This is a genomic window from Maridesulfovibrio ferrireducens (assembly GCF_900101105.1).
GTDB lineage: Bacteria > Desulfobacterota > Desulfovibrionia > Desulfovibrionales > Desulfovibrionaceae > Maridesulfovibrio > Maridesulfovibrio ferrireducens.
The window spans coordinates 315,710-333,791 of the sequence record NZ_FNGA01000002.1 but is presented as its reverse complement, the minus strand read 5'-3'; the positions used below and the strand labels follow the sequence as shown (position 1 = coordinate 333,791).

Annotated in this window: 17 protein-coding genes; all 17 read right to left on the bottom strand. The window is 40.8% G+C overall.

The window, feature by feature from the left end; translation table 11 throughout:
* Positions 1 to 31: 31 nt before the first annotated feature.
* Entirely contained in the window at positions 32 to 1,837 is a 1,806-nt protein-coding gene (locus BLT41_RS06310) for a glycosyltransferase family 2 protein (RefSeq protein ID WP_092159418.1), read from the bottom strand.
* 11 nt (positions 1,838 to 1,848) lie between these two features.
* Entirely contained in the window at positions 1,849 to 2,184 is a 336-nt protein-coding gene (locus BLT41_RS06305) for an STAS domain-containing protein (RefSeq protein WP_092159412.1), read from the bottom strand.
* Positions 2,185 to 2,227: 43 nt separating this feature from the next.
* Positions 2,228 to 2,977, bottom strand: coding sequence for a dolichyl-phosphate beta-glucosyltransferase (locus BLT41_RS06300; protein ID WP_170830326.1), 750 nt, complete (start codon positions 2,975 to 2,977; stop codon positions 2,228 to 2,230).
* An 8-nt stretch (positions 2,978 to 2,985) separates the two neighbouring features.
* Positions 2,986 to 3,342 (bottom strand): DMT family transporter, encoded by a 357-nt coding sequence (locus BLT41_RS06295; RefSeq protein WP_092159408.1) that lies wholly within the window; start codon positions 3,340 to 3,342, stop codon positions 2,986 to 2,988.
* 10 nt (positions 3,343 to 3,352) lie between these two features.
* Entirely contained in the window at positions 3,353 to 3,703 is a 351-nt protein-coding gene (locus BLT41_RS06290) for an EamA family transporter (protein WP_092159406.1), read from the bottom strand.
* Between the two features lie 3 nt (positions 3,704 to 3,706).
* On the bottom strand, positions 3,707 to 4,132 hold the full coding sequence (locus BLT41_RS06285; protein ID WP_092159404.1) for an ATP-binding protein: 426 nt from the start codon (positions 4,130 to 4,132) through the stop codon (positions 3,707 to 3,709).
* Positions 4,129 to 5,112: a metallophosphoesterase gene (locus BLT41_RS06280; protein ID WP_092159402.1), complete on the bottom strand. Its 984-nt coding sequence runs from the start codon at positions 5,110 to 5,112 to the stop codon at positions 4,129 to 4,131. Before BLT41_RS06280 ends, BLT41_RS06285 begins: the two co-directional genes overlap by 4 nt.
* Entirely contained in the window at positions 5,109 to 6,269 is a 1,161-nt protein-coding gene (locus BLT41_RS06275; protein ID WP_092159400.1) for a PP2C family protein-serine/threonine phosphatase, read from the bottom strand. The genes BLT41_RS06280 and BLT41_RS06275 overlap by 4 nt, the downstream gene beginning before the upstream one ends.
* 119 nt (positions 6,270 to 6,388) lie before the next feature.
* Positions 6,389 to 7,522 carry an HD domain-containing phosphohydrolase gene (locus tag BLT41_RS06270; protein ID WP_092159398.1) on the bottom strand — a complete coding sequence of 378 codons (1,134 nt, stop codon included), beginning with the start codon at positions 7,520 to 7,522 and terminating at the stop codon, positions 6,389 to 6,391.
* Positions 7,523 to 7,556: 34 nt separating this feature from the next.
* Positions 7,557 to 10,019 carry a PAS domain-containing sensor histidine kinase gene (locus BLT41_RS06265; protein ID WP_170830325.1) on the bottom strand — a complete coding sequence of 821 codons (2,463 nt, stop codon included), beginning with the start codon at positions 10,017 to 10,019 and terminating at the stop codon, positions 7,557 to 7,559.
* Between the two features lie 7 nt (positions 10,020 to 10,026).
* Positions 10,027 to 10,380 carry a PAS domain S-box protein gene (locus BLT41_RS06260; RefSeq protein WP_092159394.1) on the bottom strand — a complete coding sequence of 118 codons (354 nt, stop codon included), beginning with the start codon at positions 10,378 to 10,380 and terminating at the stop codon, positions 10,027 to 10,029.
* Between the two features lie 29 nt (positions 10,381 to 10,409).
* A complete protein-coding gene (locus BLT41_RS06255) occupies positions 10,410 to 11,612 on the bottom strand; it encodes a response regulator (RefSeq protein WP_092159393.1) in 1,203 nt (400 codons plus the stop codon).
* A 337-nt stretch (positions 11,613 to 11,949) separates the two neighbouring features.
* Positions 11,950 to 13,215, bottom strand: coding sequence for a hypothetical protein (locus BLT41_RS06250; RefSeq protein WP_139167336.1), 1,266 nt, complete (start codon positions 13,213 to 13,215; stop codon positions 11,950 to 11,952).
* A 9-nt stretch (positions 13,216 to 13,224) separates the two neighbouring features.
* The gene (locus BLT41_RS06245) at positions 13,225 to 14,652 is read right to left on the bottom strand and encodes a hypothetical protein (RefSeq protein WP_092159391.1); all 1,428 of its coding nucleotides are present in this window, start codon (positions 14,650 to 14,652) and stop codon (positions 13,225 to 13,227) included.
* The gene (locus BLT41_RS06240; RefSeq protein WP_092159384.1) at positions 14,653 to 15,891 is read right to left on the bottom strand and encodes a tetratricopeptide repeat protein; all 1,239 of its coding nucleotides are present in this window, start codon (positions 15,889 to 15,891) and stop codon (positions 14,653 to 14,655) included.
* A gap of 18 nt (positions 15,892 to 15,909) precedes the next feature.
* Complete coding sequence (locus BLT41_RS06235; RefSeq protein ID WP_092159378.1) at positions 15,910 to 16,917, bottom strand: hypothetical protein; 1,008 nt, start codon at positions 16,915 to 16,917, stop codon at positions 15,910 to 15,912.
* Positions 16,918 to 17,000: 83 nt separating this feature from the next.
* On the bottom strand, positions 17,001 to 17,882 hold the full coding sequence (locus tag BLT41_RS06230; protein ID WP_244512205.1) for a hypothetical protein: 882 nt from the start codon (positions 17,880 to 17,882) through the stop codon (positions 17,001 to 17,003).
* Between the last annotated feature and the right edge of the window lie 200 nt (positions 17,883 to 18,082).

The window sequence follows — 18,082 nt, the reverse complement described above, 5'->3', positions numbered from 1 at the left end:
TCCAATATTTATACAAATTTCTTCTTTATTTCTATTTATTGCTGTCTGGGCTCCAAGCTGCCGCGCGTATTATCACCAAGAGTGAGGACATGTTTAAAAGTGACCAGAAGGTTGCAATAATGAATCCCAGCAGGTCATATTCATACCCGAGGAATATTCGTCCTAGGTACCAGAATATTCCTGCTAAGTTTAATGCTATTACAAAGATTTGAGGTCGAACAAGATCCAGTCTGACTTTGCTTTCACCTGTCTTGGGCGTAACATTGAATTTGATGGTACTGCCCTTGAGAACCGTCCATATTGCTCTTATATTCAGCGGGAAAAAGGCTACGTAGTATTGAACGTTTCTGAGAGTATTCACTCCCCATGTTCCAAACATGAAAGTTAGCTGACAGATAATCTGGAAAGAAAGAATGTGAATAAAAAAGTCCAGATCAAAACCTTTCACCGGAACAATGTTGGTGAAATAGAAAATTGGTGGAGTGATCAGAAAAATGATCATCCAGAAGGCTGCGAAATATGAAAAGGTTGAGGCGAAATACATAAGCCTTTGCCCGGAAGAAAGTCCGGGAAGCGAAACCGGATTGTCTCTTCGCAGAAGATCGAGAGTTCCGCTGGAATATTTAAAATTCTGTGTCAGGTATGATCCTAAGTCTTGAGGAGACAACATTTTTGAAAGTATCTCAGGGTGGTGGATTGATTTCCACCGTCTGGAACGGTCAGCATGGAGGAGCATCGAGGTGTAAATGTCTTCAGATACATGGTACTTATACGGAGTTACTTCAGTCTCCGTCATGAATCCTCTGATGGCGCCAAAGCGCATGGCTTCGGCGAGTTCTGGATCATCTGTATCCTTGCTGGCGTGATCAGCATGGCGCTCTATTTCTTCGGCATAACGGATAAGTGCCGCCCGTTGTACTGCTTCACGTCTATGTAGTGACCCTGCTCCGCAGCAGAAAGACGCATTAAAGTTCATGCGTTTTCTAAGAATGCAGTCATAAAACATGCGGGGATCACTTCCGAATATATCGCGGCCGATATTTACGGTCCCGATAATATTTTCGATCATTCTACCGATAAAGGAACCTGTCCTCCCAAGCTTTTTGCCGAGCCATTTTTCAAGTGTGATCCCTTCAGGAAGATCATAGAACCATTGCGGAGTCTGAACCCATGCGACATCCGGGTCTTTGAAATACCCCAGTGTGCGTTCCAGAAATTTTGGGAAAGGGCGGGTGTCCGCGTCTAGGATAACTATGATGTCACCTGAAGTTTGCTCCATGGCATTTCGTAAATTTCCAGCCTTGAATCCCCGGTTATCATCGCGGGTGATGTAACCGACCTGTTCTTCCTCTGCTACATTCCTCATTTCTTCTCTTTTACCGTCATCCAGAATATGAATGCGAATATCTGCCGGATATGGATAAGTAACGGCTTTGGAGTCATGTATACTATAGCGAACCAGCTCAGGATCTTCTGTATAGGTCGGTAGAAAGACATCTACTGTAATCGGCCTGTCGACAGGTGGACGGTCTTTTTCAGCGAGAATATCACTGACCGTTTTCGGTGGGGTTTTCGGTGTTTCGTCGCGATAAGCCCATAGGTTGATGATGAAAAGAAAGGTGCTTAAAAAAGCGAGAGTTTCTGCCAGCGCAAGAGGAATAGAAAACCAGAGAGCTTCGGTGTTGAGCGAATAAAACCAGCGCCAGTGAAAGTACCAGACTCCCATAGCAATATTTATGGTAGCCAGATATTGATACAGAAATTGTCTGCCGCCCGAAAAAGGAACGGGTTTATAGGGTGTTCTGTGTTCAAATTTTGAGAAGTAGAATTCCTTCATATCCCGCTTCTCTAAAAACCTTCAAGGGCGGTTTTTTCGTTCTCGAATGAATCTAAAATTTTATCGAGCCTTGTGAGTCTAAGTAGTTCCATAATCTGCTTGTTTACGTTGCAGAGTTTAATGTCTCCTTTTACTCCGACTTGCCGGAGAGCAGAAATGATGGCCCCAAGTCCTGAACTGTCGATGAATTCGATTTGTTCCAGATTGAGCAGGATGCGAATATTGTTTTCTTTAATAAGATTTAGAAGAGCTGTTTTGAAATCAACAGCCGTGCTTGCGTCAAGACGCGTAGTTCCCGGTGTTATAATACAGATATCTTGTTGATTTTTAATATCAAGTTTCATCATTATTTTGCTCCTTTTACAGATTGCCTGTTAATTCCGTATAAAATTAAAACTTTCCGCGATGCAGAAATCGTATGCGCATAACGTCTATAAACATTCTGATGGAGTCTCTTATCGGATCGACAGTGGACCCTTCAGCATGGCTCCATTTTACCGGAACCTCCTTAATGCAATATCCTAATTTACGGGCAATAAACAATTGTTCTACATCAAAACTGAAACCGTAGAGTTTTTGTCTATTCGCAATTTCTTTGCCCGCTTCGCTGCGGAAAGCTTTAAATCCACATTGAGTATCTTTGATGCCCCGAATGGCAAAAAGACCGACAACCGAGTTGAAAAGAAGGCTCATCAGTTCCCGGTAGAAAGGCTTTTTTTCCACTTCGGAATCTTTCATTCCGCGTGAACCGATTACCACATCGCAACCTTGTTCCAGAACCGGCAGTAGCTTGATTACTTCTTCAATGGGGGTTGAAAGGTCTGCATCTGAGAATAAAATGTATTTTCCGCAAGTTCTAAGCATACCTCTTGCGACAGAAAATCCTTTTCCCACGTTTTTAACATTTTCCATTATGGCGCTGACATTTTGGTCCTTCATTTCATTGTTGTATATATCCACGGTTTTCACGACTTCTGTGGTCCAGTCTCTGCTTCCGTCATCCACAACAATGATTTCACTTTTGTAGGGCTGCTTGGATAGAAATTCTTTTACAGTATAAAGAGTGTCTGCAATGCGCTCCTGCTCATTATAAGCGGGGATAACCACCGAAAGATAAATATCTTCTTCGTACGTATTCATTTTACACCTCATTTCTTTGCGGTAAGACCTACGCCGGCTGAGATCACAAGAATTCCTGCCCAGCGGGAAACTGAGACTGTGTCACCGAACATCCACCATGAGCCTAGAGCAACAAGGACATAGCCGGAACTTAAGAGCGGATAAGCGTAGCTGAGGTCCAGTCTGCCGAGCACCGCAACCCACAAAATCATAGCCATTCCATAAGATATCAGTCCGCATAAAACCCACGGTTGAAATATTATATGGAAAAAAGTCATCAAGTCCGGGTTTGAGAGCGGTCCCAGAACCAGCATACCTTTTTTCATAAAAAGTTGTCCTATAACACCCAGAACAACGGATAAAATTACAAGCATGTATGATTTCATATGTTCCTTCTCAGCTTCTTGAAATAAGGATAATACCGAAGATGATAGTTGCTATTCCTGCGTAGCGATGCAGTGGTACTTTTTCTTTGAAAATATATTTTGAGGCGATCGTGACCAGTACATAGCCGATGCTCATCATGGGGTAAGCAAGGCTAAGTTCCATGCGTGATAATACAAGCAGCCAGAGAAAGGCTCCCAGTCCGAGGCTGCCTATTCCCAGAACTATATGAATGTTGGCAGCCGCCGCCAGTACGCCTTTTCCTTCAGCCATTTCACTCTTGATGCGAATTGCTCCGAGTTTTTGAAATATTTGCCCTAACGTTGTCATCATTACTGAAACTAGAACCAGAAGATATTCCATTGGCTAGTTCTCCGATTCGCCGAACGCGATGTTTTTGGTCATAGTCAGTTTGTTTATTATCCCGACTCGTTTGTATTCAACTTTGTCCATAACCTGTTTGATAAGGAAAATTCCGTATCCGCCCGAAGGGTGATTTTCCAGATCCGGTTCCGTCACGTTATCAAAATCAAATCCGGGACCGTTGTCTTCCACCCTGATGATAAGATTCTGTCCTTTAAGTTTAAGGCTTAACACAATCCCGTCCTCTTTCGAAGCTTCTGCATGACGAATGGCATTAGACACGGCTTCTGAAATTGCGAGGTCAATCTTCTGGGCAATTTCCTCCGGCAGGGAGAGCTCTTTTTTACATCGCTTGACCATTGCGGCGCTTATGGAAAGATTTTTAAGGTCGGAGCCGAATCTTTCAGTTATGTGGAATTCTGAGTTCATGCGCTGTCTCCGGTCGGAAATTTCTGCTTCAGCCTGTGCAAAGTGTGTATGGTCACTTCCGGCGGGCAGTTGAATCTGGCTGGAACTCCTGAACAACCTGAGCCGCGTGAGGTGTAGCCGATCATTTTGTCATATTCCCAGAGTCCGGCAGTCATCCTGCGGGGACACGCAGCATGTGTAATGAGAGGGATTTCTCCTGGAAGGCAAATCTGGCCGCCGTGGGTATGCCCGCAAAGGTAGAGGTCCACTCCTTTTTGCGCTGCTTCGGCGAATAATTCGGGCGAGTGAGAGAGTAATATCGTGGTGCTTTTGTTCGGTCGTGATTTCAGTGCGCGTTCAAGGTCATGAGATCCATAAAAATGAGGGTCGTCCACTCCGGCAATAAATAGTTGTGCGCCATTTTTTTCAATAAGAGTGCTTTCATTCAGAAGCACCTGTGCACCCGCCTTTTCCAGAGAGGGAACCTGCTCAACGAAATCGTGATTTCCGAGTATAGCGTAAATTCCGTGAGCGCAGTGTATGCTTTTCAGAAGACGCTCCATTCCTATGGAGCATTTTTCATATGTATTGTGGGTAAGAAAGCGGTAATCTCCGGTGAGTACACAGAGGTCATATTTCAGTTTTTTTACTAGCGAGATCAGTGTTGCACCATTGTCAACAAATCCGTCCATGTGGATGTCTGAAAGGTGTAGTATTCTGAATCCTTCAAATTCGGAGGGGAGTTCGGGTAATGCGATATTCTGTTCTTCTGTTTTAAATGCGAGGCTGTTACGTTTTCCGCGTTCGTCCATAAAAGAGAATTGTAAAATAGAGCCGACCAGACGGGTAAAACCTTCTAAATTTTCCAAGTGAATATGTCCGCACCCTTTGCCGTATAGAGTTGCGGAATGGTCAACTTGCAGACTTAAGCGGCGGGAAAGAGCTTCTTTACCCATCCTCAAGGCCAGTTCCTGAAAAATACTTTGCTGCAAAGTGCTCATTGATTTTCGTCCTCTTTTTCGAAATCAAGGCAGCAGATTGTAACGTCATCCAACGGTGGGCGGTTTTCTCCGAATTGCATCATTTTTTCATAAATATGATCAAGCATTTCACGCGATGACATCTCCCGGTATTCTTGAACCAGCGAAATGAATCTTTCCATTTCAAACATTTCGTCAGATTGAGACTGATATTCTGATACTCCATCGGTAAAGCTGATCAGCTTGTCTCCGGGATTGAATGGAACTTCGTCTTCTTCAAATGGAATACCCGAATTCATACCGATGACACTGCCGCCTTTTTCCAAGTACTCAAGAGCTCCGTTGCTACGAAGTAGAATCGGAGGCAGGTGCCCGGCGCTGCTGTAACGAAGAGTCTTGCGGGCAGAGTTTATTATCCCGTAAAACATCGTGAAGTGTTTATTTAATCGTTCGATGGGGAAGTCGTTATCCAATTGTAGCAAAAGTTCAGAAGGGGATATTATTTCGGCTGTTTTGGAATTAGTCAGATGGCCGGAGCGCGCCAGCAAGAGAGATACTGATACGGCGGCGAGGGCTGCGGAAACTCCATGACCGCTGATATCCATTAAATAAAATCCCGTATTTTCATGGTCGAGAGGAATTATATCGAACATGTCTCCGCCGACATAATCACTTGGTTTGAACAGCCAGTTCAATGAGAGTTTTCCGATATCCGCACGCTCATGAGGAAGAAAGCTTTCCTGAATAAAAGCGGCGGCTTTTAAGTCTTGTTTGATTATTCGTTCTTTTAGTTTATTTCCGGTGATAAGATTATATTGATCCTGTCCAGCGCGGACAACGTTTACAATGGTTTCTTTGTCTGAAGGTTTGGTGAGAAAACGAAAAACATGACCCTGATTCAAAGCTGTTACAGCTGTTTCTAAATCGGCATGTCCAGTTAGTATGATGCCGATAGTATCTTCATTTAGTTTATTGATTTTTGATAATAGGGTCAGGCCGTCCATGTCCGGCATTTTGAGATCTGAGATAACAACAGGGTAGGGGCCTTTTTCCTTGAACATAGCAAGCCCTTCTTCTGGGTGCGATGCCGTATCAATCAAGAATTCTTTGCGCAGAAGGCTGCGAAAGGACGCAAGGATATTTTTATCATCATCTATAAACAGGACCCGCTGTTTCATAGTATTCCCGATTATGTGTTTTATTTGATAGCTCTGATTTTTATTATATATTAAATTATGGTTGTGGGTCTATTAAATAAAAAAATAAGTGTAAATATAAACAGGTGCAGGTCTAGTTGCTATTCGTTTTTGAAAATTTTTTTGTTAATTAGAACATTAATTTGATCTGGAAGTTTATTATTTCGTGCAACATTATTTAGCCGGGCAAGGACCGCTTCTCCGATTTCCTGTCCCTTTGCTATTACCAGAACTCCTGTAGATGTGTTCAGATTTTGATTCATGATCATTCCCGGTTTAAGGTCTGAAACAGGTAGCATCTTCTGCTCATAATGATCTTCAATTGTGGCTGCATTTTCTAATGATTCAAGTATATTATTGTCGTACCACTTGATGTTTTTTTTCATTTCAAAAAAGGCTTCTGATGAATTCATGCCTCTGCCTATCAAGGTTTCAAAGTCGAGGCAGGCTTTAATTATTTTAGACTCAATAGGCATGTCTGGAAATTCGTCTGCACATTGATTTTGTTTGCTTATGATCTCAACAACCTGATCAAGTCTCGGAATATTAGATAGAAGTTTTGCTGATATGGATGGATGAGCTGCAAATTCATTTTGCTCACTTTCAGTCAGATTTTTACCGGAATGAATCTTGTGCAAGGTTGCCTCGCTCAGGGATATACAGCCGAGCTGGGAGAGCATTGCGGCCAATTCAAGCTGGTTGGTATTGCGAATGCCGAGACGTTCTGCCGTTTTCACTGCCAGCCTTTTGATGCGCTGACTGAGGCTGAATGTTTCAGGGCTAACGACTGAAAGCACATCCGTCAGAACTCTGATGCAACCCTTTAGTGTCCCGCGCAAAAGCTCTTTTTCCGAGGTGACCAGTGAATACTGTTTTATCGCGGCATCAAGAATGCGGCGCATTTCGTCGGCTTGCACCGGCTTGGTAAGAAAACGGAATACATGCCCTCTATTCACCGCCAGTGTTGCTGCCTCAACGTCCGCATGTCCCGTCAGCATTATGCGTGTTGTGTCCGGGGTTATCTTTTGAACTCGATGCAAAAATTCAATGCCGTCCATGCCGGGCATTTTCAAGTCAGAAATAATGACAGCATATTTCTTTTCATTTTGTATCATCTCAAGCCCTTTTTCAGATCCTTCGGCGATATCAACGGAATACTGTTTTCTGAACATTGCTTTGACAGATTTTAGTAAATTTATTTCATCGTCCACAAATAGAATTCTGGCTTTTTCCATCCGCTTATTCCTGTTTTTTTAGGCGTCTTATTTGTTATGTGGTTGCTGTTAAGGGAAGGTGGATGATGAAAGTTGTTCCTACCCCCAGCTTAGAATCTACATCAATGCTTCCACCGTGTTTGCTCACAATTATATCATGAACGATGGCTAGACCTTGTCCTGTGCCTTCTCCCACTTTTTTAGTGGTAAAGAACGGATCAAAAATATTATCTAAGACTTCAGGAGGAATGCCCGCTCCGTTATCGGTAATTTCTATTGTAATGAAGTCATCTTTTTTAGTTGTAACAATGGTTATCTCCCCTTTCTTACCTGTGATTTCCTGTTTGTCCCGTATAGCGTGAGCCGCGTTGACAATCATGTTAAGAAGTACTTGGTTAATATCTCCCTGAAGAGTCATAATCATGGGGATGTCTTCAAATTGAAGGTCAACTTCCGCTGCATATTTCCATTCGTTTCGAGCTACAGCCAGGGTAGTTGTTATGGCTTTGTTAATGTCAGTGAGTTGTTTGGAACTTTCTCCGGGATGAGAAAAATTTTTCATAGCCTTAACAATGGTTGCCACTCGTCCAACACCTTCAAGAGCTCTTGTGCACGCTTCCGGTATTTCGTTCATGATGAAGTCAGTATCTTCATCTTCGGCAACCTTATCTCTTTTATTCATGATTTCCTCGAAACCTTCGAGTTCTCTACATGAATCCAGTATTTTCCCCTCAATTTCAGATAATTTTAAAAAATCATCAAATGCTTCCTTAATGAATTGTACTGAATCTCCTATATACTGGATCGGAGTATTGATTTCGTGTGCAATTCCAGCAGCCAGTCTGCCTATGGATTCAAGTTTTTGCGCTCTTACCAGTTTGCGTTCGAGATTTTTACGAGCGGTTATATCAAAAAGTATCAAAGCTAAATGAGGTCTTTCTTTTACTGTTATAGGAAGTACATGTCGTGAAACAGGAAGAGTGGCGCCGGTTGCGTTGATAATATAAGTTTCAGAAAGGGTTTCTCCTTCTATTGAGTCGGGGCAAACGGTTTCTAGAGAACTTCCTTGAGCTTTGAAAATTTGATCACAATTCTTGTTTAAAATTTTATTCCTTGAAATGCCGAACATATTTTCAGCGACACCGTTAATTTCAACGATGGTTCTTTTTTCCAGATTCAAGATAATGAATGCAGCTGAAATTCCATCAAGGAGTGATAGTAGTAGTTCGCTGCTCTGCCTGATTTGCATTTCTGCACGCTTTCGCTCTGCAACTTCTTCCATTAGCTCAAGCGTCTTGTTCTCCAAATCTATCGTGCGCTCTTGAACCCTTTGCTCTAGTTTCTCATTTAAAAGAGAAAGCTCTTTTTCTTGTCGTTTCCGTTCAGAAATATCTCGAACTATGCCTGTGAACATAGTTGCGTCATCCGTAACAATTTCTGTGATTGAAAGTTCTATTGGAAACCGTGAACCATCCTTACGTACTGCTTCTCTTTCTTGGCCTATACCTATGATGCGTGGAATTCTTGTGTCTAGGTAACGCTTTATATAGCTGTCATGGTCAGGTCTGAGTTCTGGAGGGACTAAAATTCGAACATTTTTGCCAGTGAGTTCGCCCGGATCGTAGCCGAAGATTTTTTCCGCAGCAGGATTAACTGTTTCGATTTTGCCTGCGGAATCTGCAGTGACTATGGCATCAATTATTCCGTTAAATAGAGCCGAGAGTTTGGCTTCTCTATTTTCAAGAGCTTTTTGTGCCAGTTTTTTTTCGGTAATGTCATTTTTTATGGCAATAAAATTTGTAACTTTCCCTTTTGAGTTAGTTACAGGGGTTACTGTTTGATATTCGTGGTAGAATTCGCCACTTTTGCGGCGATTAACGAGTTCTCCAGACCACGATGAACCGGAAAGTATAGTTTCCCATAGATTGTGGTAGAAATCTTTGGACTGCATGCCTGATTTGATCAGGCTGAGAGTCTTTCCGTAAATTTCATCAAATTTATACCCTGTCATTCGGGTGAAGGCTTTGTTTATCCAATGTACTCGGCCGTTAATATCAAGAATGACAATTGCATCCGCCGCCGCCGCAAGTGCCGCTCCTTGAAGTCTGAATTCTTCCAGTTCTTTTTCCTGCGAAGAATCTCTGACCAGCATGATAGTGCTTGGTGGAGATTCTTTCATATCAAGGTATTGAACTTTTATAAATAATGGGATGTCGCTAGGGCCGAAAGTGAAGTCTCCTTGTTGTGAGTTTTTATGTGATAAAGCAAGATACAAAGGATGAGCTTCGTTCGGTAACATCTGCCCTCTCAGGCAAAGGTGGAAAATATCCGTTACGGACTTTCCCATGATGAAAATTCGCTTGAGTCCTATAAGTTTAGCGAAGCTGTCATTGCACCATTTGGCTTTTCCGTCTTCATCTGTCCACAGCAGGGCCTCGTCTATTGAGCTTAGTACTGCTTCAAGGCGCCCAATTATCGACCGGAGTTCGATTATGAGGTTTTCTTGGCCTTCGCTCATGACAACTTTACTCCTTGTTGCGGGGTTCAATAGTTGCGGCGAAGGAGTGCTTTTCATTAACTATTTCACTGATGATGAAATGCTTTGCTGACTCGACTGTCCCATCAGATTTTGCAATTTCTAAATCCAGATGTTGACCTAGGATTGATGCTTTACCTGTGGATAGATAAGCTGAAAATCCAAGCTGATGTGCGTCTCGCAGAGGTTTTGGAATAATTGCGGTGAGTGGTTTCCCTTTGAGTTCATTTTCAGTCCACCCGAATTCGCGGGTAAAACTTTCGTTAATACTTGTGATAATTCCGTTTATGTCCGCTACTATGACAGGTTTAGCTTTGTTTTCTAACAGCTCCTTTATCTTCATGTGCTCTCCTGTAATCTCTTTTTTTTAACTCAGTTGTTAACGATATGCTTAGCGCAGCTTTCCTGCCATTCGGTTAGACGGTCGCCGAAACCTTGTGCTGTCAGCCATTCCATGTTGATCTGTGAGAAAATAAAGTTCGAGTCTGGAGAATAAAGCTCGTGCTGTAACGTATTGGCAGCATGAACTACAAGCGCAACGGTTAGTCCTTCTTCTGAGTTTTCAGGGGTATGATGATTGAATACTCCTGAGACAATATCTTCATGAAATCCCCATAATCCCAGCAAGTAAGCTCCGATTGCAGCATGGCCGACTCCCAGTTTGTTTTTTTCGCTTAAACTGATTGGACCTCCCGTTTTGCGTACTTCTATAAGAACTGGCTTATATATCGTGTCCATATTGGTCACGAATATAAACTTACCTACATCATGAAGAATTCCTGCAACATAACAAGCGCCGATGAATTTTTTGTCCGTTGTTTCCATCGTTGCGATAGTTTTGGCAAAGTCGCCGGTCTGGAGCGAGTGATCCCATAGTTTATCAATTGAATATCCAGCAAGAGATGATAAATCTATTTTGTTCAGAAGATGTACTCCGAGCACTAGTCCTTTAACAGCTTCAGTGCCTAGTAGAGTGACTGCATGGGAAGGGGAGGATATTGTATTGTAAAATCCGAAAAAAGCCGAGTTAACTACCTTGAGTATTGTGGCTGACACTCCGGGATCTTTTTCCACAAACTTTCCTACACGGTCGAGACTTGGCTCTTTTTTTTCCAGTTCAGTGCATATTTTGACATATAAGTCTGGAATAGCTGGGAGGGAGTTCAACCGGGCCACCATAGTACTTATTTCATTATTATTGAGAATATGCCGCAACTTGGTTAAACGCTGTATTGTTTCAATAAGGGTTTTCGACTGGCAGGGTTTGCTAATAAATTGGTGTGCACATGTTGTCGATTTCAGGAGTGTTTGGATTTCAGAATAGCCGGAAAGAATTATGCGAATAGTAGCGGGTTGGATCTTCTCGACAATTTTAAGGAAATCAACTCCGTTCATGCCGGGCATGAGTATGTCGGAGACAACTGCATCAAATGATTCCTTATGAATCAACTTCACAGCATCCTCTCCGCTGGAAGCAAATCGGCATGTCCACTCTTTTCTTCTGGAGTGTAGCATGGCTTTGATTCCTCGCAGCAGATTTTGATCGTCGTCTACAAATAATATTTTATGTTTCATTGTGCGTATTCTTACGGTTGACGGAGAGGATTTAAGAAGTACAGCATGTATAATTATTTTTAGACTAAGATATTAGATCTTTTTATACAACTTAGATTTGTAAGTTTAGCTAAGCCAATATACTTTGTATTTTTTTTGCTGTTTTTAATGCGCTTAAATTATGGCTTAATACGAAGATCAAGTAAGGAAGTGTTGCTGTGAATAGCTTATATGAAGGGGTAGGGAAGGGGGATTGCCCGTAAATATTATTATGGCAGGATTAGTAAAGTTTAACGCATTTAAAAACCTTTTTCATATCGGCATGATACCGATATGAAAAAGGTTTTATTATAAAGTCTTATTGTTGTATCAAAACTTTTTGTCCGTTGAAGTGGATATTCTTTTCAGGAATTATTATCCCCATTCCTTCGAGCACTTCAAGGAGTTCTTCGAATACAAAGTCATCTGCAGGAACTCCTTCAGCCAATTTTAAAATAAGATTTTCAGATTTTATTTCAGAGTATTGAATCATTTCCGGGTTAAGAGATTTTTTAACTTTGTACATAGTTCTCTTGGAATTTAGATGTACACTAACAGTTACAGGCAGTGTCTTTTCTTTTTGTGCATGAACCTGAGCCATGGAAGCCATTCTTCTTATTTGTTTCTTGGCTTTATTCATAAGCAGGGATGCTGCGCTAGATGCCACTTCTGTTAATCCATCACGAATGGCTACACTGGGTTGTCCTGCAGGAACCATAACCATAAAATCCTGACTACCCACAGATTTAGTTTCTCCTGAATTTAAATCATACAGAGAAATTGCTATAGCTGCTTTCAATTCTCTTGTGGTCTGGTCAAAATATAAAGATGCAATTCTATAATAAAGAATAATTGTATTTTGCGCTGCAAATTTTGTTCGAACAATATTCAAAAGTCTTCTGTTTATTACAAAATCTTCTGATTCTCCGTCAAAGTAAACTCCAACCAGGGGGTCATCGTTTGACATCTTCATCTTCTGGAATTCATTAAAAGTATCCAGTCTGGTAAGTTTAAGTCCTTCCTGATTTGCTTTACTGATTATTGTATCCCTGATTGCCCGTTGGTACGAAGTATAGAAAACCACAAACGGCCCTAAACCGCGCAGTTTTCTTACACCTGAAGAATCCTCCGGATTGAGTATCATAGATATATTGGCCGTTGATGGCGGTTCTTCCATGATCAGGATTATAACCTTTGCTGCTCCGCTTTGTGGCCCGCAACCCAATTCTTCAAGAGTGTAGTTAAGTTTTTCATCATCAATGCGTATTAGATATGACGCTTCCATAGAATCGCCAATCTGAGAAATGCCTTGGGATGTGACTCGCTTGATAAACGCGGCTCTGTCATCAACTAACTGCTTGGCACATGAGGTACCTACGGCTGCCGGGCTGACTCGTTTCAGGTAGCTGATTATAGCTTGTTTTCCAGCTAGAAGCTTTGCTTGTTTTTTAGCTTTGAAACTGCGTTTACCTTTTACTGTGACGGAAACACCTATATCTTCGTAGGCATTTCCTATTGAGGCTGTTAACATAAAAATGAGAACAGCAAGCACTATGGCTGTTGTTTGTGAAACTCGGTAAGTCATTTCAGCCACCTAATTACTCATTTTTGTTGTTTCTTGAGAGTCCTCTAGCGCCCTGTAAGCTTCACTATTTCTAGCATCCATATCCAAAGCAAGTGTGCAACGTCCTATGCCGTCAGCAAAATCCTGATCTGTATTTGCATACTCATTGAAACCAAAGCGATATATTTCTAAAGATCTGTTAAAGTCTCCAATTCCTTCAAACGATAACGCTAAATTGTATATATCGCTTAAATGGCTGTCCAAGTATGAGTTTGCTGAACTGGTTATTTCTTCTAAGTTCGGTTTGACAAATGGAATTCTTTCTTCAGCAGGAAGTTCTGCCTGTTTTTCAGCATATTCACCCTGCATCTTTCTGATAAGCATTTCTTTAGTTATTTCTTCAAACTCCAGAGAGTCTAAAAGTTGCTGAGCTAGCTCTGTATCTTTATTGGCGATTTTAAGAGCCAAATACTTAGTTAACCCCCTAAAAGCTTCAGTCATGAACATAGTTTGTGTTTTTTTGTCGAGGCCATGCATCGAAATGTCAAATTCTTCGGAATGAGGTTGGATTAAGTTCTTAAGGCGTGTGGAAACAGTGTTTGCCAGGTCATTTTTCATACCCACAGAGGTAGGTATGCTTTCGGTTATGTTGGTCACTTCATTATCAAGAGCTGTTTTTCCTTGGGAAGCGGAGCTTGGAGTCCATAAACTTGTTAGTTGGGAAATATCGGGAAAACCGAATCCTTCTTTTGTCGTTAAAGTAGTTACTCTGTTTTTGGCTTTTTTAAATGCTATAAGCTCAATATTTGTTGAAAAATGACCATTACTAATGATTGCCGGTTTTTTTGCAATTTCAAAAACCTGTGCAACTTTTTCAACTTGCCCGTTAGGGGTGAGTCTATAAACCGACAAACTCATCATCAAACTTGCTGTAACAGTTCTATAGTGTGATTTATAAAAGTTATCCTGTCTTTGAGTAACCAAAGATTTAGAACAATAAATAGGTTTTCCCTTGTCTGTTTTTCCACATACATATTCCCGGACAACCCATCTAGACAGGGACATTTTACTTGGCATGTAATTTTTATATTCATCAGAAATCTGCCACCAAACTTGCCCGTAAAGAACACCGTCTAGGCGGTCGCCCGGTTTTGCTCTTTTATTGATTTTGACAAGTTTTTTTTCCAGATCTAAATCTACTAGCTGAAAATGAGGCTCGCTATAGAGAGTACTTTCCACACAGCGGCGAGCTAGTTCGCAAGCCTTTTTGTTTGCGGTATATTTGCCGGTTGCAAGGTTTGGAGAAACAGAATTGAAAGGCAATACCGCAATTTTACTGATACCAGATATTTTGATTTCGCCCGGGGCAAGTAGTTTTATTTTTACTTTCGGTGCACAGCCAGAAATCATGCAGACCATGGTAAGTAAAATTGTAAAAGCAATGTATATTTTACGCATTTATTGATCCTCGTATTTTTTCTGCTGGTAGTTATTTATTTTATTAGGATTCTTAAGGCAGCTTGAAGCCGCTACTAATTTTTGGACCCGCAAACAGGATTCGCTTGCACGAATGTTTTCAGGATCTGCTTTTGCTGCCATTTCATAGTATTCTAGGGCTTCGTTTCTATCCCCGATAATTTCCAAGATAATTGCCATGTTTTCATAATCAGGAGAATAGTCTTTTGTTATATCGATCAGGTCATTAGTTCTTTTCTGTTCGAGATCTGCTTTTTTTTCTGGATCTTCAGCGTTTGTAATTAATTGATCATATTTCGAATTAATTTCTGCAGACAATTTATCCATAGTTTTTTCTTCTGCCTCAACAATCGGTCCAAGCTTATTAAATGCGTCATAAAAAGCAGTTCCCTTTATCAAGGCCACTACGGAAGAATCACCTTTTTCATTGACTAACAGGGATCTTGATTCACGGTGCGGAGATATGTCCATTACAACTTTTGAGATTGCGTCGTTGAATAGATTTTGTGCAACTTCAAGATAAGGTGCTTCCGAGTTACTGCCGGCATCACCACCAGCCTTATTTTCAAATTCAAGATCGTCAAATTTTCTAGAATAGAGTTTTTTTCCGGAGCAATCATACAACGTACAAACTAAGCTGCCTTTTGCTTTAACTTCAATATATGAAACTTTATTGGTTACAACTTTCTTGGTAGGCTTGTTTGCTTTTGTACATGGAACACCATTTTTGTTTGTTATAATGCTATAGCTTTGAGTAACAAGTGTAGTGTTTATCTTGTCTACACCTTTAGTTCTTTTGTAGTTTATTGTTGCGTAAACTTTGAGCTTTGCCGGTTTACGTACTTTTACTATTTTAACGGCATACCCGTGTTTAGAGTGCGCTAATTTCTTTCGTACAGCTTTTAGACCTTCAATATCTCCGTATATTTCATCAGAAGGTTTAATATACCCGTTAAAGTATAGCTTAGAACTGAAATCGTTAACGATTGTATTGGTAAAAACATTTCTTATGCTTTTAGATGTTCTTTTACCAACTCCAGATATTTTAATTTTTGGTTTATCGATATTTATTCTTTCAATGCTGGCTACATCTGAGAAAGCAATTGGGGGCATTATGTACTCAGCATAAACCATTTTTTTGGTGGTTTTACACCCAGAAGCAGTTAAAATAATTAAAGCCAGACAAACGCTTAAGCCTATTGTATAGATTTTTTTTAACATATTAATTACCTTATAAATCTAGAGCATAATGCCTAAACGTTTTGCAGTTTCTTCCAATCTTGCCATTGAATCCGCGGTTGCATTAATCAAAGTCTTATCTTCCGCAAGCAACAATATTCTTGCATAGCCATCATGAATAATTTCCGCGCTTTGCTCGGATATCCCTCTAGCTTCTTTTGTCATATACAGCAGGTAAAAATTCGCCAGATCTTCAGACATAACTCGTTTAGGAGTTTGATTCAGCTCAGCTTCTTTTTCCCATTGTTCATAGCGGGCAGGAGTAAGATCAGACAGAGGAACAGGTGTAACCAGTGATTCTAATTTTTTGTGGGCTTTTTTAATTTGATTAGAAAGAATAAGTTCTTTTGCTTCTGTGTCTCCGCCACTTGGAAATATTACAGGAACATTACGCCGTTCTTTAGATAACAGTCCGTCAATGTTTTTTATAATCTCAGCCATTAGTTTGCTGCGCGTTCCCTTGGTGTCACAAGAAACTTTTGCTTTGTTCTTATTTTGCTCTCTAACCCATTTGGTATCTTTCGCGACTACATTGAAATAAGCCAATGGCTCCAGATTGTTGATTTGATAAATACTTACGCCTCCAACAAGCGCGGCGGTATATGAGGCCCCATAGTCTTTAACCATAATATCATGTCCGCTTCCATCTTTGTTTTCTATGGGTTTTTTATAGTAGCGGACATTATATGAAGTCTGTTTTGAATTGTCACATCGATCAGCCCAAAAAGTATCTAAATTGAGAACATATCGGGGATTCGGTCCGTTTCCAACTTTAAAATAACCGGCATGGTTTAGTTTTGCCGCGAGCTCTCGGGCAAAACCGGGAGTCTCTTTTTTGGTGCTTGTTGTCGGGATAACTCTTAGCAGGGAATCTTTTTTTATGATTGAAAGTTTGGAAGGTACTTCAAAATTGACTTCCGCATTAGGGGTGGGCCTTTTTACCGCGCACCCTGCAAGCAACAAAAAAGACAGACTTGTCGTTATGATTAAAAACCTATTTAACTTCATCAATTCCTCCAAAGATGAGCGCATGAAAAAATGCAAAATGTTTTTTGTAATTTATATCAATATTATTGCTGATTAGAAGATGCTTACCAGCTGTTCTGCTGTTGAACTCGGTTCATCTTCATTTTTTTATTTCGGACTGCATGAACTTGTAATCCGGATATATATATGGAACTTTTTAGATTAAGCTTCTTAAACATCCGAACAAGATTTCTTTTTAGCTTTGCGGAATCAACGCTAGACCTGTAAAAGAGTTCACTATGTCTTTCAGAATTCTGGGAATTAGACTTAATTCGGTGCGAATCGTAACCTGAAAATGTTTGGATGGTGTCTTCAATATCCATTATTTCATAGTTATTGAATCCATCAAAAACCATAACCCATTCCTGTAGGCGTCCGCCTTCAGCGTCAACATATCCAGCAATACGCTCAGCCAAAACGTCCCCAACTTCCTGGCCCAGTATTGCTGAAATGTCCGAGAGAGCTTCCAATTCATCATTTCGTGAATAAGGTTTTTCTATCGGTTTCGATATTTGAGATTTTATGTCGAAATTACCCAGTTTGGAGCCATCATAAACCGAGACCAAGCGTCCTGCCACACGAGGTCTGATTCGCACTGTATTATTATCGTTTTTCTTGTTGGGATAAATGGAAAAAATGACAATAATATCAATGCCTAAATCTTTTGCAGTCTCGATTAATTCAGCTTCATTTCTGTTTGTTTTCCCCCGGAGATGAGACGTGGAAGATAAAGCAGCTTCATCTTTTACGTCGAACCCTTGATTAAGCAGAGAATTTGAAATTGAATTAAGAACTTGCGTAAAAGGGCGTGAATCACGAGAGAGGGTTCCTGGGTCGAAACCATCTCCAGCAATCATAATTCTGGGTAAATCAGCTGCGAAAGCGGGATTGATTGATACACAATATAGTAGAACAAAAAAGAGTACGGAAAATAAGTTACGGATCACTCGAGTACCTCCATTATGGTCAAGACATGATTTGATATCTAAAAAGTAAAAGTTTAACAAGTACGTATGTATAAATAAGTGGTCTAGAAATAATAATACTGGCTTTGTTTGCGTGTAGAAGTGCAGAGTTTAGAAAGCTGTGATGAAATCGCTTTGCATATTTTACGTCCTAAGAAGGATTACCAGTAACAGTTTAACCT

Bases quoted from the DNA above. Each gene is read 5' to 3' on its own strand.
- BLT41_RS06285 (WP_092159404.1), bottom strand. From the start codon at position 4,132: ATGAACTCAGAATTCCACATAACTGAAAGATTCGGCTCCGACCTTAAA.
- BLT41_RS06265 (WP_170830325.1), bottom strand. From the start codon at position 10,019: ATGAGCGAAGGCCAAGAAAACCTCATAATCGAACTCCGGTCGATAATT.
- BLT41_RS06260 (WP_092159394.1), bottom strand. From the start codon at position 10,380: ATGAAGATAAAGGAGCTGTTAGAAAACAAAGCTAAACCTGTCATAGTA.
- BLT41_RS06240 (WP_092159384.1), bottom strand. From the start codon at position 15,891: ATGTTAAAAAAAATCTATACAATAGGCTTAAGCGTTTGTCTGGCTTTA.
- BLT41_RS06250 (WP_139167336.1), bottom strand. From the start codon at position 13,215: ATGACTTACCGAGTTTCACAAACAACAGCCATAGTGCTTGCTGTTCTC.
- BLT41_RS06280 (WP_092159402.1), bottom strand. From the start codon at position 5,112: ATGAGCACTTTGCAGCAAAGTATTTTTCAGGAACTGGCCTTGAGGATG.
- BLT41_RS06245 (WP_092159391.1), bottom strand. From the start codon at position 14,652: ATGCGTAAAATATACATTGCTTTTACAATTTTACTTACCATGGTCTGC.
- BLT41_RS06235 (WP_092159378.1), bottom strand. From the start codon at position 16,917: ATGAAGTTAAATAGGTTTTTAATCATAACGACAAGTCTGTCTTTTTTG.
- BLT41_RS06270 (WP_092159398.1), bottom strand. From the start codon at position 7,522: ATGGAAAAAGCCAGAATTCTATTTGTGGACGATGAAATAAATTTACTA.
- BLT41_RS06255 (WP_092159393.1), bottom strand. From the start codon at position 11,612: ATGAAACATAAAATATTATTTGTAGACGACGATCAAAATCTGCTGCGA.
- BLT41_RS06290 (WP_092159406.1), bottom strand. From the start codon at position 3,703: ATGGAATATCTTCTGGTTCTAGTTTCAGTAATGATGACAACGTTAGGG.
- BLT41_RS06275 (WP_092159400.1), bottom strand. From the start codon at position 6,269: ATGAAACAGCGGGTCCTGTTTATAGATGATGATAAAAATATCCTTGCG.
- BLT41_RS06305 (WP_092159412.1), bottom strand. From the start codon at position 2,184: ATGATGAAACTTGATATTAAAAATCAACAAGATATCTGTATTATAACA.
- BLT41_RS06295 (WP_092159408.1), bottom strand. From the start codon at position 3,342: ATGAAATCATACATGCTTGTAATTTTATCCGTTGTTCTGGGTGTTATA.
- BLT41_RS06310 (WP_092159418.1), bottom strand. From the start codon at position 1,837: ATGAAGGAATTCTACTTCTCAAAATTTGAACACAGAACACCCTATAAA.
- BLT41_RS06300 (WP_170830326.1), bottom strand. From the start codon at position 2,977: ATGAATACGTACGAAGAAGATATTTATCTTTCGGTGGTTATCCCCGCT.